The organism is Brevibacterium yomogidense (genome assembly GCF_016107685.1).
In the GTDB taxonomy this organism is placed as follows: domain Bacteria; phylum Actinomycetota; class Actinomycetes; order Actinomycetales; family Brevibacteriaceae; genus Brevibacterium; species Brevibacterium yomogidense.
Genome location: NZ_JABASY010000001.1, coordinates 364,776 through 378,514, shown reverse-complemented (window position 1 = coordinate 378,514; position 13,739 = coordinate 364,776). Strand labels below are relative to the sequence as shown.

The following is a 13,739-nucleotide window of genomic DNA, read 5'->3' as shown; positions in this document are numbered from 1 at the left end:
GACCGGCCGCTGCCGGTCACGCTGACGGATCCGTGCCCGGGCTCTCGCCCCGGTCACTGCTCCCCTCAGTGTCTCAGGCTCGCACCAGGCGCGGGACGAGACGCACGAACACGACCATCGCGATGAGCTCGACGAGTGTCTGGGTGACGACCACCAGGGGTGCCAGGTCGTAGCGGGCGGGCAGCGCCAGGACCAGCGGCAGGACGACCAGCGAGTTCCGCGTGGCAGCGCTGAAGACGACGGCACGGGTGCCGGGGACGTCGAGCCGCGCGACTCGTCCCGCGATGATCCCGATGGGAACCATGACCACGGCGAAGAGGACGTAGACGGGGACCGCGAGCAGGAGCGAACCGACCCGTGCCCCTACGCCCGCGATCTGGGAGGCGACGACGACCGCGAGCGTGAGCATCATGAGCGGCACCATCGCCCCCGCGACGCCCTGCTCCCAGCGGAGGCCGGCCTCGGAGCGTGCCGCGACCGCCTGCGTGAGGGCAGCGGCCAGCAGCGGGATCACGATGAGGAGGACGAACGCCTCGGCGAAGGGGGCGAACTCCACTGCCCCCACGACCTCGGACCCCACGAACAGCACGAGGTAGGCGGGCAGGAGAGCGATCTGGACGAGCATGAGGAGGGGTGTCATCGCCAGCAGACGAGCGTGCGCACCTCCCGCCAGCCGCGTGAATGCGAGGACGTAGTCGATGCAGGGTGTGAGCAGGACGAACAGCACTCCCACCAGCAGGGCCTCGTCGTGTGCGACGATCCGCGACAGCACGAGCACGATGCCCGGCACGACCGCGAAGTTCACGACGAGGACGGTCGCGAGGAACCGCCCCTCACGCAGTGCGGCGGTGAGTGAGCCGAAGGGCACACCCAGGAACGTCGCATAGAGGAGCAGGCCCAGCACCGGGGTGATCGCGGCCTCGGCGGGGGCAGCGACCGGAGGGACCGTGAGGCCCACGGCGGCCGCGACCACCATGGCGAGCAGGTAGAGCGGCACCTGGTGCCGCTCCCACCACGCGACGAGGGGCTGCACGGTCAGGCGGGGACCTGTTCCTGCTCCTCCTGGTCCTCGGGCTTCCGGATGAAGAAGGAGAGGACGACCGGCACGAGCGCGATGAACGCGGCGAGGAGGAATGCCGCGCGTGCGCCGGGAGCACCGGAGTCAGCGGGTGACAGGCCCGCCGCCTGCCCCGAGTGCAGGGCGGCGGAGTAGATCGCGACGAGCATCGCAGTGCCCGCCGCACCCGCCACCTGCTGGAGGGTGTTGAGGACTGCGGAACCGTGCGAGTAGAGGTGACGTTCGAGCGATCCCAGCGACGCGGAGAACAGCGGGGTGAACGACCCGGCAAGCCCCAGAGACATGACAGACTGCACGACCACGAGCAACCACACCGGTGTCTCCGGACCCACCGTCGAGTACACGAACATCGCCGAGGCGATCATGATCGTGCCCGGGATCAGCAGCACACGGGGTCCGCTCGCGTCGTAGATCCGTCCCATGAGCGGTCCCAGAAGCCCCATGAGGAGCGAACCGGGCAGCAGCACCATGCCCGACTGCGCCGCGGACAGGCCGCCGACGGTCTGGAGGAACAGCGGAAGGAGCGAGAAGGTGCCGAACATCGACAGTGCGACGACGGCCATGATGATGACCGACAGCACGTAGTTCCGCGACACGAAGACCCGCAGGTCAAGGAACGGGGCGTCCCGCTTCTGCAGCGCCAGCTGACGCCAGATGAACAGCACGAGGAACACGACGCCGCCGCCGATCGCACCCCAGCCGTACACGAGCACGGCGGAACCGCCGGCGTCACCGCCACCCGCGCCGCCGAACTGGCTGAGGCCGAACACGATGCCGCCGAAGGCGAGGGCGGACAGCGGCACGGACATCGCGTCGAAGGGTGCCCCGGATGTCTCACCGAGGTTCGTCATCCACTTCGCGCCCAGGGCCATCGCGATGAGCGCGATCGGCAGGACGATCCCGAACAGCCAGCGCCATCCCAGGTTGTCGAGCACGATGCCGGACATCGTCGGGCCGATCGCGGGGGCCAGCGAGATGACGAGGCCCACCCGGCCCATCATCCGTCCACGGGAGTGCGGTGGCACCACGTTCATCATGGTCGTCATGAGCAGCGGCAGCATGATGCCGGTGCCCGCCGCCTGCACGACGCGCCCCAGGAGGAGCGGGAGGAAACCGGAGGACACGAGACACAGCAGGGTTCCCAGCGAGAACGTGGCGATCGCCGCCAGGAAGACCTGCCGGGTGGTGAACCGCTGGACGATGAAGCCCGTGGTGGGGATGACGACTGCCATCGTGAGCATGAAGGCGCTCGTGAGCCACTGACCCTGTTCCGGCGGGATGCCCAGGGAGATGTTGAGCTCCGGGATGGCGATCGCCATCGTCGTCTCATTCAGGATCGCGACGAACGCGGCGATGAGCAGGAGCCAGATGACCCGCATGCCCGCAGGGTCTATGTCGTCGTTGCGCTTCACGGCGGGCATGCTTCCGGTATCGGTGGTCACGGCTGTGCTCCGAGTCTCTGTGTGATGTCCCGGCACACGGGTGGCAGGTCAGCCACGGTGGTGCTCAGGGGTGCGGATGTGATCGTCAGCGTCCGGAGCGGCTGGGTTCGGGCATCAGTCCGGCGCAGGTGAGGAGACAACACTAGCACCGCAGAGGCCCTGCCGACAGACCTCTGCGGTGTGATGCACATCCGATCTCTGTGCTTCAGCCCTCCCGGAGGAGGTACCGCTGCACCTTGCCGCTGGGGGTCTTGGGCAGTGCATCGACGAAGTGCACACTGCGGGGGTAGGCGTGCTTGGAGTAGCCGTCGCGCACGTGCTTCTGCATCTCCGCGCGCAGGTCGTCCGATTCCTCCACCCCATCGGCCAGCACCACGAACGCTTCGACGACCTCGCCGCGGATCCCCTCCGGATCAGGCCGGCCCACGACCGCCACATCCGCCACCGCGGGGTGGGTGATGAGCACGCTCTCCACGTCGAACGGGCCGATCCGGTAGCCCGCCGCGAGGATGACATCGTCGTCGCGGGCGGTGAAGTAGAAGAAGCCGTCCGCGTCGACCTTCCCCGTGTCGGCCGTGAGGTACCAGCGTCCGTCGTCGGTGAACCGCTCCGCGGTCTTCTCCAGGGCGCCGTGGTAGCCGGTGAACCAGAGGAGGGGGCTGTTGTCGACGTCTATCGCGATCTGACCGTCGACGATGCCGGCGGAGTAGCCGGGCATCGGCTGTCCCATCGAACCCGTGCGGACCGGCTCCGCGATGTCCGGGTGCCAGTTGTTGTTGATGACCATGCCCAGTTCGGTCTGGCCGTAGTGGTCGCGCACTTCCGTGCCCAGCGATTCCTGCGCCCAGGCGACGACGTCCGGTGTGAGGGGCTCACCAGCCGACGATGCACGGCGCAGGTCGATGCCGGTGACCAGGTCGGACTTCGACAGGGTCCGGTACACGGTGGGGGCGGCGGCGAAGTTCGTCACCCCGAACTCCTTGAGGACCGCGACGGTCGACTCCACGGAGAAGCCTGCCGTCAGCTGGAGGCTGCGACGACCGGCGATCATCGGCCCGAGGATGCCGTAGTACAGCCCGTAGGCCCAGCCCGGATCCGCGGCGTTCCAGAAGACGTCGTCCGCTGTCACGTCGAGCGTGTAATGCATGTAGCAGTGGAAGGCGGCCAGGGCGCGCGTCGGCACGGGCACACCCTTGGGCCTGCCGGTCGTGCCGCTGGTGAACAGCTGCAGCATGGGTGCGGCCCCGCCGACGGCGACATTGTCTGCCAGTGGCGCTGCGGCATCGATGCGTGCGTCGAGGCCCTCGCCCACTTCGAGGACCTCGATGCCCTCGATCGGGTCGAGCTTCGACCGCTGGGAGGCTTCCGTCACCACGAGCGTCGCGGCGGAGCCTTCGACGCGCATCTGGATCGCTCCGGTCGCGAAGGCCGTGAAGAGCGGGACCTGGACGGCTCCCAGCCGCCAGATTGCAAGCAGTGTCTCGACGAGTTCACGGCGCTTGCCCATGAGGACGGGCACGCGATCACCGGGGCCCACCCCGTGCTCCGCGAGCACGGTCGCGAGCCTGCGCGACCGCTCCCTCAGCTGGCCGTAGGTGACGTCTTCGGCGCTCAGATCGTCGCTGATGTAGGTGAATGCGACGGCATCCGGGTCGTGCCGGTCGCAGACCAGGTGCGCGACATCGGCGTCCGGGACGTCGTACGCGGCGAGCCACGCGTCCACGTTCTGTTCGACGGACGGATTCTGTGTGCTCATCATGTCCCTTCGCGATCGGCAAGCGCGGGCCGGTCCCCCGTGCTCTCGACCACAGTCTTTCGCATACGACTCTTGTCCGCGTTACCCGGGGGTGGTGCTGCGACCGCTCCTCTGGTCGTCCAGTCACGCATCGGAGTCCGGAGGATGACACACATCACACTGCATGAAGATCTCTCCCTAGGCTGATCGCGGACACCAGCGGACGCGACCGGGAGGACCACGATGACGGAGCAGACGGCACCCTACGGATCCGGCGGAGCAACGGCTCCCCCACGCAAGGGCAGGGTGCGCATCCCGCACCTGCAGGCGATGAAGGACCGCAAAGAGACGTGGTCGATGCTCACGAGCTACGACATGTACACGGCTCAGATCTTCGACGAGGCCGGTATTCCGGTGCTGCTGGTGGGCGACTCCGCGTCGAACAATGTCTACGGGTACGAATCGTCGTTGCCGGTGACGGTCGATGAGCTCCTTCCGCTGGTGCGTGCGGTGAGTCGGTCCGTGTCACGTTCGCTCGTGCTGGCAGACCTGCCATTCGGGTCGTATCAGGAGTCGCCGGAGCAGGCTTTCCGGACGGCCGCGCGCTTCATGAAGGAGGCGGGTGCGCACGCGGTGAAACTGGAGGGCGGGCTGGAGATGGTCCCACAGGTGGAGAAGCTCACGCGGAACGGCATCCCCGTCATGGCACATATCGGGTTCACGCCGCAGTCGGAACACCAGCTGGGCGGGTACCGCGTGCAGGGACGCGATGAGGCGGCGGGCACTCTGGTCGATGAAGCGACGGCTCTGGAAGCCGCGGGGGCATTCGGCGTCGTCCTGGAGATGGTGCCGGCAGATGCCGCACGGCGCATCACGGAAGAGGTCTCCATCCCCACGGTCGGCATCGGGGCGGGGAAGGACTGCGACGCCCAGGTACTCGTGTGGCAGGACATGATGGGATTGCGTACCGGGAAGATGCCGCGGTTCGTCAAGCAGTACGCGGACCTCGCGACGGTGATGACCGATGCCGCCCACGCGTTCGCAGCGGACGTCGCGCAGGGCACGTTCCCTGCGGAGGAGCACTCGTTCTGAGCAGTCCCACACTGATCAGCCTGTAAGGAGCTCAATTCTCCTGAAGAGCTTGGCTCAGAGGAGTTCTCCGTCCTCCGCCACGATGCGGCCGGCATGGACCACCGTGCGGCCGCCAGGCCGATCCATCACCGCGGACGCGGGATACTCACCCGGGAGGAGCACCAGGTCCGCCGCATCGCCCACACCCACGCCACGCGAGGCCCCATGATCCGTGGTCGGATCGATGACGCGGGCTCCACCCAGGGTCGCCGTCTCGAGCGCACGCTCGATGTCGGAATCGCGACGCAGGTTGTTCGTGAAGGCGAGCTGCCACGTCCGGTCGAGCATGTCGGTATTGCCGTACGGCGACCAGTAGTCGCGCTGCCCGTCCTGACCCAGGCCGATCCGCACACCCGCCTCGAGGATCTCCAGCAGGGGAAGAGTGCCTCGGCTGCTGGGGGCGACGGTGGCAAGAGCGATGTCGAGCTCCGCGAGTTCGGCGAGCACCTGCGCACGCTGGCTCTCGGCCAGGCCGACGAGGAAGAAGGCGTGTGCGATCGTCACCTGGCCCCGCATGTCGAGTGCGCGGACCCGCTTGATGATCTGCTGGGCGCTGAAGAGGCCCAGCTCGCCCGGTTCGTGGAGGTGGATGTCGATGCCGACGCCGTAGCGATCAGCAAGATCGAAGACGATGTCGAGGTGTTGGCGGGGATCCTCGTCCAGTGCGCAGGGGTCTATGCCGCCCACGAGGTCGACCCCGTTCCTCAGGCCTTCCTCGATGAGTGCGGGGACGCCGGGTTCCAGCAGCAGCCCTGCCTGTGGGAAGGCCACCACTTCGACGCTGGAACGGTCCTCATGCGCTTCACGTGCGGCAAGGACCCCTTCGAGCCGCTCCAGGCCGCAGTCCGCGTCGATCTGGGCGTAGCTCCGAGCGCGTGTCATGCCGTTCGCCACCGCGCGCCCGAGTGTGTGGGTGGCTCGATCCGTCACGGAGGCCCCCGCGTTCCGCCAGTTGTCCCGATCGTTCTGGATGAACGACCAGAGGTTGCGGCGCTCGACCTCGTTCGGTTCGAACGGCAGCCCCACCCGCGTGGAATCGAGGTGCACGTGGACGTCGGAGAACGACGGGAAGACGAGTCGACCCGCTCCGTCAAGACGGACGAGGTCGTGCTCGGCATCGCGGGCATCGTCACGGGCAGCCGCACCCTCAGCAGACGGGGAGTCGTGAGGGACGATTTCCCTGATGACACCTCCGGACACACGGATGTCCACCGGATCCCCGCCCCACGGGCGGACGTTACTGATCTCCACATCGCTCACGCCGAACACCTCTCATCTGTGTGACTTGCATGATGCCGACTCAGGCTAGCTTGCCTCCGTGGACATAGATGGAACGGACCTGTGTTCAACCCCTCTGCCTGTAGTCCGCCCCTTGGAGCGAGTCACCCGTCGCGATGAGCGTCTCTGCGCCGTTGATGCGGTCCGTGTTCTGGGCGGCGACAGCTCGCCACCCCTGATCAGGGGTGCGGACAGTGGTGAAGCTGATGATCCCTCTGCGGCGTCCCGCGTCGCGCCCCTCCAGCGAGTCCTGGCCCGTGAGCGTCCATGCGCAGTGGACCACGGCGACTTCCTGTCCCAGGTTCCGCACCGTCACTTCACGCGCCTCCATGATGGAGTGACGGAAGATGCGGGTGAACCCCTCGTGGTGGGCGCGGCGGATGTGTTCGCGGGTGCGCCACCACAGGCCGACCACGTTGACGAAGTCCGCGTCCTCCACGAACAGTTCTGCGATCCCCTCCGCGTCCTTGCGGTTCCAGGCATCGACGAAACCCGTGGCGATGTCCTGAGGGTCCTCCACCCGGAGTGCTCCTTCCCACCTATGCCGAGACCAAGCGTGCCGAGACCAAGCGTGCCGAGAGCAGATCTTCACTGCCCAGGCCCGCTCACCGGCACCGGCACCGGCGCCCCAGCCCACCACCTACCTGAAACTTCTCCATCTACAAGGATATAACTGCGTAGGTGGAAAGAATTCTTGTAGATGGACGCCGGGCGCCCCGACAGGCGTGCTGAGGCCACCCGGCAGGAGCGGACTGAGACCAAACCGGCAGGCGGACAAAGAAAGGCCCCGGCCGGTTTCCCGGGCCGAGGCCATCTTCTACCACGAGCCACTGTCTCACGAGTTTCTCGAGTGGAGGTAAGGGGACTCGAACCCCTAACCCCCTGCTTGCAAAGCAGGTGCGCTACCAATTGCGCCATACCCCCGAAAGGTGCATTCAGACTACACCGGATCGGTGTGCTGCGACCACTGCTCCTGCCTGCCGCGATTGCGGCTGCGGAGGAACCCCAGGGTTCCGACCGCCAGTGCTGCGGATCCCAGAAGGGCGAACCATCTCTTCATGATGTTCTCCCTTCCGGATGCGTGGGCCTAAGAGGACTTGAACCTCTGACCTCTTCGTTATCAGCGAAGCGCTCTAACCGCCTGAGCTATAGGCCCCCGAGTTCTTGCGAACCGAGAAGCCACTATACCGACACGCAGGCCCCAAAACAAAATCGGCCGGAGCCCGCCGTCTGGCGCATGCTCCGGCCGATCTCACCAGTTGCGACGCGCGGCTGAGAAGGACGGTGTCCTTGGTGTGTCAGTCGTCCGTGAGTGTGAGGTGGAACCCACCGACGATGGACGCACCGATGTTGTAGAGGAACGCGAACAGCGTCGACAGTGCGGTCATGAGCACGATGTTGACGAGGGCCAGCACGAAGGCCGTCGCCATGACCCGTCCCAGGCTCACGAGGGCCAGCAGCTGGTCTGCGCTCTCCGCGCCCGCGATCTCCGACAGCGTCGATTCGATGTTGCCCATGACGCCCGTCGCCTGCAGCACCAGCCACAGCACGAGGGTGGCCACCAGCATCGCGATGGCGATCGCCAGCGACAGGAGGAACGACATCTTCATGACGGACCACGGGTCGATGCTCGCGATCGTGAGCCGGACGGTGCGGGGGCCCTTCTTCTTGGACTTCCCGCTCATCTTCACGCCGCTGGAAGAGGCCTTCACCCCGCTGCCTGTGCCGGCACCGCTCGACCCCACGCCGCCCAGCGGGCTGTGATCCGGTCCCGAGGCCGCAGCAGGCTGCGCCTTCGTGTCGCCGCCGCCAGCGGTGAGGCGCATCCCCTTGGATGCGGAGCTCACTCGCGTCTGCCCACCGGATGCTTGGGGTGTGCCCACCGTCGGTGCCGACCAGTCGGTCTCCGCACCCCGCTGAGAGCCACTGGCCGGCTTTCCGCTTGCAGGCTTTCCGCCACCGGGTCCCGCACTGTCGCCGGGCGCGTCCGCTGGCACCGCAGGCGCGTCCGCTGGCACCGCGGGCGCGTCAGCATCGTCACGTGCGGTCAGTCGCGTCTTGCCGCTGGAGGTGCGGAGCACCTTCGCCGGCTTCTGCTCGTTGTCGCTCACTGCTGCTCTTCACCTTCAGTGTCGGCATCCGACTCTTCTGGAGCCGGCTCGGAAAGGTTCGCCACGACGGCTTCGGCTTCAGCGTCGGAGAGAGGGGCCTCTTCGGCCTCTTCCTCGACGGCTTCCTCCGGGCCGCGGGTGACCGCGATGATGCGATCCTTCTTGCCGGGTTTCGCGAAGACGACACCCATGGTGTTCCGGCCCTTGGCCGGCACTTCGTCGATACTCGACCGGACCACCTTACCGCGCTCCATCACGACGAGGACCTCTTCGCCTTCGGAGACGATGAGTCCGCCCACCAGGTCGCCGCGCTGATCGGTGATCTTCGCGACCTTGATGCCCATGCCGCCGCGGCCCTGCAGTCGGTACTCCTCGACGGGCGTGCGCTTGGCGAATCCGGCCTCCGTCATCACGAACACATAGGTGCCCGGGGTGATGGTGTCCATGGTGAGGAGTTCGTCCTCCCCGCGGAACCGCATGCCGGTGACTCCCGAGGTGGCACGGCCCGTCGCCCGGATCGTGTCGTCGTCCGCGGAGAACCGGATCGACATGCCCTTGCGGGAGATGAGGAGGAGGTGGTCCTCCCCGTCGACCAGGCGTGCGGAGACGAGTTCGTCCGGCTTCCCGTCGGCCATCTCCCGCAGGTTCACGGCGATGACACCGCCGGTGCGGTTCGAATCGTACTCCGCCAGGCGGGTCTTCTTCACGAGGCCGGACTTCGTCGCGAGTGCCAGGTACTGCGCTTCGTCGTAGTCCTTGATGGACAGCACCTGCGCGATCGATTCGCCCGGCTGCAGCGCCAGCAGGTTCGCGACGTGCTGGCCCTTCGCGTCCCGTGAGCCTTCCGGCAGCTCGTAGCCCTTCGCCCGGTAGACACGGCCGGTGTTCGTGAAGAACAGGAGCCAGTTGTGGGTGGAGGTGACGAAGAACTGGTCGACGACGTCATCGACCCGCAGCCGCGCCCCCGCGACGCCCTTGCCACCGCGGTGCTGTGCGCGGTAGAGGGCGGTCTGCGTGCGCTTCACGTACCCGCCGCGCGTGATCGTGACGACGACCTCTTCCTCGGGGATGAGGTCTTCCATGCTCACATCGCCGTCGAAGCCCGCGAGGATGCGGGTGCGGCGGTCGTCGCCGTAGCGGTCGACGATCTCAGCCAGCTCGTCGGAGACGATGCTGCGCTGACGCGCGGGAGTGTCGAGGATGTCCTTGTAATCCTTGATCTGCTCCTCGATCTTCTGTGCCTCCTCCTCGATCCGCAGGCGCTCCAGAGCGGCCAGGCGGCGCAGCTGGAGGTCGAGGATGGCGTTCGCCTGGATCTCGTCGACGTCCAGCAGCTCCATGAGGCCCGTCCGGGCCTCGTCGGAGTTGGGGGAGCGCCGGATGAGGGCGATGACGGCGTCCAGGGCGTTGAGCGCCTTGAGGTAGCCGCGCAGGATGTGGGCGCGCTCCTCGGCCTTCCGCAGCCGGTAGCGGGTGCGGCGGACGATGACGTCGATCTGGTGCTTCACCCAGAGCCGCAGGAACGCGTCGATCGACAGGGTGCGCGGCACGTTGTCGACCAGGGCGAGCATGTTCGCAGAGAAGTTGTCCTGCAGCTGGGTGTGCTTGTACAGGTTGTTGAGCACGACCTTCGCCACGGCGTCCCGCTTGAGGACGATGACCAGCCGCTGCCCAGTACGTCCCGACGACTCGTCGCGCAGGTCCGCGATGCCCGCGACCTTGCCGTCGCGCACGTAGGAGGCGATCTTCGACGCGAGCGTGTCCGGGTTCACCATGTACGGCAGTTCGGTGACGACGAGGCAGGTGCGCCCCTGGATCTCCTCGACCTCGACGACGGCGCGCTGCGTGATCGAACCGCGTCCCGTCCGGTAGGTGTCCTCGATGCCCTTGCGGCCCAGGATCGTCGCGCCGGACGGGAAGTCCGGGCCCTTGATGATCCCCATGAGCGCTTCGAGCGCCTCTTCGTTCGTCGCCTCCGGGTGGGCCAGCAGCCACTGGGCGCCCTCTGCCACCTCGCGCAGGTTGTGCGGCGGGATGTTCGTCGCCATGCCCACGGCGATGCCCGACGACCCGTTCACCAGGAGGTTGGGGAACCGGGACGGCATGTACATCGGTTCCTGGTTGCGGCCGTCGTAGTTGTCCTGGAAGTCGACGGTCTCCTCTTCGATGTCCCGCACCATCTCCAGCGCGAGCGGAGCCATCTTGCACTCCGTGTACCGAGGAGCCGCCGCACCGTCGTCGCCGGGGGAGCCGAAGTTTCCCTGGCCGGCGACCATCGGGTAGCGCATGACCCAGCTCTGCACCAGGCGGACCATCGCGTCGTAGATAGCGGTGTCGCCGTGCGGGTGGTACTGGCCCATGACGTCGCCCACGACGCGGGAGCACTTCGAGAAGTTGCGGTCGGGCCGGTACCCGCCGTCGTACATCGCGTAGAGGATGCGACGGTGGACCGGCTTGAGGCCGTCACGGACGTCCGGCAGCGCACGTCCGACGATGACGCTCATCGCGTAGTCGAGGTAGGAGCGCTGCATCTCCATGTTGAGGTCGACCGAATCGACGCGGTCGGTCACAGTCGCGACGTCGACCTCCGGGGTCGTCGTCTCTTCCGGATCCTGCTCCGGCGTGGGATTCTGCTCGTCTGCCACAGGGGCTCATCTCTCTTCTGTCACGGGCTGGGAAGGAGGCGGGCCCGAGGTCCCGGCCGGGACCTCGGGAGCACTCACCTCAGATGTCGAGGAAGCGGACGTCCTTCGCGTTCTCCTGGATGAAGCGACGTCGGGAATCGACGTCGTCGCCCATGAGAACGGTGAAGATCTCGTCCGACTGCGCTGCGTCGTCGAGGCTCACCTGCTTGAGGAGGCGGTGGTCGGGATTCATCGTCGTCTCCCACAGCTCCTGGTAGTTCATCTCGCCCAGGCCCTTGTACCGCTGGATCGCCAGTTCCTTGGGCAGTCGCTTGCCCGCCGCACGGCCGGCTTCCAGCAGTCCGTCGCGCTCACGGTCCGAGTAGGCGTATTCGTGGGTGGCGTTCGACCACTTGAGACGGTAGAGGGGAGGGGTCGCGAGGTACACGTACCCGCCCTCCACCAGCGGCTTCATGTAGCGGAAGATGAACGTGAGCAGCAGCGTCGTGATGTGCTGGCCGTCGACGTCCGCATCCGCCATGAGGACGATCTTGTGGTAGCGGAGCTTCTCGATCTCGAAGTCCTCGCCGATCCCGGTGCCGAACGCCGTGATCATGGCCTGGATCTCCGCGTTGCCCAGCGCCCGGTCCAGGCGCGCCTTCTCCACGTTGAGGATCTTGCCGCGCAGGGGGAGGATCGCCTGCGTGTGGGGGTTGCGGCCCTGTGTTGCGGAGCCGCCAGCGGAGTCGCCCTCGACGATGAACACCTCGGAGATCGAGGGATCCTTCGACTGGCAGTCCTTCAGCTTGCCCGGCATGCCGCCGGCCTCCAGCAGCCCCTTGCGGCGGGTCGCCTCACGCGCCTTGCGCGCGGCCAGCCGTGCCTGGGCGGCCTGCGACGCCTTCCGCACGACCTCCCTCGCCTGGTGGGGGTTCGCCTCCATCCAGTGGCCGAACTCGTCACGGACGACGCGCTGGACGAACGTCTTCGCCTCCGAGTTGCCGAGCTTCGTCTTCGTCTGCCCCTCGAACTGCGGTTCGCCCAGCTTGATGGACACCACGGCGGTGAGCCCTTCACGGATGTCGTCACCCGTGAGGTTGGGGTCCTTCTCCCGCAGGATCTTCTGCTCGCGCGCGTACTGGTTCACGAGAGACGTGAGCGCCGTGCGGAACCCCTCTTCGTGGGTACCGCCCTCGTGCGTGGAGATCGTGTTCGCGAACGTGTGGACGGACTCCGAATAGGACGTCGTCCACTGCATCGCGACCTCGAGCGAGATCTGCTGCTGCGTGTCCTCGGATTCGAAGGCGATGATCTCGTCGTTGACGTTGTCCGACTTCTTCATCTTGTTGATGTGCGCGACATAGTCCAGCAGGCCGTCCTGGTAGCAGTAGGACACCTTCTTGGGCTTCGCGTCGGCCGACTGCTCCTCGCCGTCCAGCACCGCTTCGTCGAGGTGGACGTCGTCGGGGTCCACCTCCTGCGTCCGCAGGTCCTCGAGCGAGATCCGCATCCCCTTGTTGAGGAACGCCATCTGCTGGAAGCGCGCCCGCAGCACTTCGAAGGAGAAGTCCGTCGTCTCGAAGATCGCCTCGTCCGGCCAGAACGTGATGACCGTGCCGGTCCGGTCCGTCTCCTCGCCTTCGACGATCTCACCCGTCGGTTCACCGCGGCGGTAGTCCTGTCGCCAGACGCGGCCATCGCGGTGGACTTCCGCGTCCAGGCGGATGGAGAGCGCGTTGACGACGGAGGAGCCCACGCCGTGGAGTCCGCCGGACACCGCGTAGCCGCCACCGCCGAACTTGCCACCGGCGTGCAGGATCGTGAGCACGACCTGCAGGGTGGGCACACCTTCCGTCGGGTGCATCGCGACGGGGATGCCGCGGCCGTCGTCGACGACCCTCACTCCGCCGTCCTCGAGGATCGTCACCTCGATGTGGGAGGCGTAGCCGGCCATCGCTTCATCGACAGAGTTGTCGACGATCTCCTGGACGAGGTGGTGGAGCCCTCGTTCCGAGGTCGACCCGATGTACATGCCGGGCCTCTTGCGCACCGCCTCGAGGCCTTCGAGGACGGTGATGTCCCCTGCTTCGTAGTGCGGTGTCTCGTCGACTGCCATGGAACTCCTCATCGCGTGCGCGCACGCGCGCTGTGGTGAAATGGGCACTTGTGCCTCATTCTACCGCGTCCAACGGCGCGCAGGGGGTACCCAGAGGCCCGGGAAGGCCGTTTTTCCGGAATCAACCACCCGCATTCGAGGTGAATCTCAGCGGAGGGGGTCCGATCGCGTCAGAAACGCTTGTGCGGCCTCCACTCGGAACAGGTCGAGGAGCTGTCCATCGC

The 13,739-nt window shown here is 66.8% G+C and carries 9 protein-coding genes and 2 tRNA genes; 1 reads left to right on the top strand and 10 read right to left on the bottom strand.

Annotated elements, in window-relative coordinates:
- Positions 1-73: 73 nt before the first annotated feature.
- The 3 genes from JFC09_RS01605 to JFC09_RS01595 all read right to left on the bottom strand — a co-directional run bounded on the left by JFC09_RS01605 (position 74) and on the right by JFC09_RS01595 (position 4,276).
- Positions 74-976, bottom strand: coding sequence for an arsenic resistance protein (locus tag JFC09_RS01605; protein ID WP_198392756.1), 903 nt, complete (start codon positions 974-976; stop codon positions 74-76).
- 59 nt (positions 977-1,035) lie between these two features.
- Positions 1,036-2,499 carry an MDR family MFS transporter gene (locus JFC09_RS01600; protein ID WP_198392755.1) on the bottom strand — a complete coding sequence of 488 codons (1,464 nt, stop codon included), beginning with the start codon at positions 2,497-2,499 and terminating at the stop codon, positions 1,036-1,038.
- 226 nt (positions 2,500-2,725) lie between these two features.
- Complete coding sequence (locus tag JFC09_RS01595; RefSeq protein WP_232483007.1) at positions 2,726-4,276, bottom strand: AMP-binding protein; 1,551 nt, start codon at positions 4,274-4,276, stop codon at positions 2,726-2,728.
- A 222-nt stretch (positions 4,277-4,498) separates the two neighbouring features.
- On the opposite strand from JFC09_RS01595, the gene panB reads away from it, so the two are divergent.
- Entirely contained in the window at positions 4,499-5,347 is an 849-nt protein-coding gene (panB, locus tag JFC09_RS01590; protein ID WP_198392226.1) for a 3-methyl-2-oxobutanoate hydroxymethyltransferase, read from the top strand.
- A gap of 54 nt (positions 5,348-5,401) precedes the next feature.
- On the opposite strand, the gene JFC09_RS01585 is transcribed toward panB, so the two are convergent.
- The 7 genes from JFC09_RS01585 to gyrB all read right to left on the bottom strand — a co-directional run bounded on the left by JFC09_RS01585 (position 5,402) and on the right by gyrB (position 13,515).
- On the bottom strand, positions 5,402-6,646 hold the full coding sequence (locus JFC09_RS01585) for an amidohydrolase family protein (RefSeq protein WP_198392225.1): 1,245 nt from the start codon (positions 6,644-6,646) through the stop codon (positions 5,402-5,404).
- 85 nt (positions 6,647-6,731) lie between these two features.
- Entirely contained in the window at positions 6,732-7,184 is a 453-nt protein-coding gene (locus JFC09_RS01580) for a YybH family protein (protein ID WP_198392224.1), read from the bottom strand.
- 331 nt (positions 7,185-7,515) lie between these two features.
- Positions 7,516-7,588, bottom strand: a tRNA-Ala gene (locus JFC09_RS01575).
- A gap of 158 nt (positions 7,589-7,746) precedes the next feature.
- Positions 7,747-7,820 (bottom strand) — tRNA-Ile (locus JFC09_RS01570).
- Between the two features lie 142 nt (positions 7,821-7,962).
- Positions 7,963-8,775: a DUF3566 domain-containing protein gene (locus JFC09_RS16815; RefSeq protein ID WP_332839609.1), complete on the bottom strand. Its 813-nt coding sequence runs from the start codon at positions 8,773-8,775 to the stop codon at positions 7,963-7,965.
- Positions 8,772-11,420, bottom strand: coding sequence for a DNA gyrase subunit A (gene gyrA, locus JFC09_RS01560; protein WP_198392223.1), 2,649 nt, complete (start codon positions 11,418-11,420; stop codon positions 8,772-8,774). Before gyrA ends, JFC09_RS16815 begins: the two co-directional genes overlap by 4 nt.
- A gap of 79 nt (positions 11,421-11,499) precedes the next feature.
- Positions 11,500-13,515, bottom strand: a complete 2,016-nt coding sequence (gyrB, locus tag JFC09_RS01555) for a DNA topoisomerase (ATP-hydrolyzing) subunit B (RefSeq protein ID WP_198392222.1) — start codon at positions 13,513-13,515, stop codon at positions 11,500-11,502.
- Between the last annotated feature and the right edge of the window lie 224 nt (positions 13,516-13,739).

What these genes read in the sequence shown, in the direction of transcription:
- JFC09_RS01600 (WP_198392755.1), bottom strand. Translation starts at nt 2,499, where the DNA reads ATGCCCGCCGTGAAGCGCAACGACGACATAGACCCTGCGGGCATGCGG.
- JFC09_RS01595 (WP_232483007.1), bottom strand. Translation starts at nt 4,276, where the DNA reads ATGAGCACACAGAATCCGTCCGTCGAACAGAACGTGGACGCGTGGCTC.
- gyrB (WP_198392222.1), bottom strand. Translation starts at nt 13,515, where the DNA reads ATGGCAGTCGACGAGACACCGCACTACGAAGCAGGGGACATCACCGTC.
- panB (WP_198392226.1), top strand. Translation starts at nt 4,499, where the DNA reads ATGACGGAGCAGACGGCACCCTACGGATCCGGCGGAGCAACGGCTCCC.
- JFC09_RS01605 (WP_198392756.1), bottom strand. Translation starts at nt 976, where the DNA reads ATGGTGGTCGCGGCCGCCGTGGGCCTCACGGTCCCTCCGGTCGCTGCC.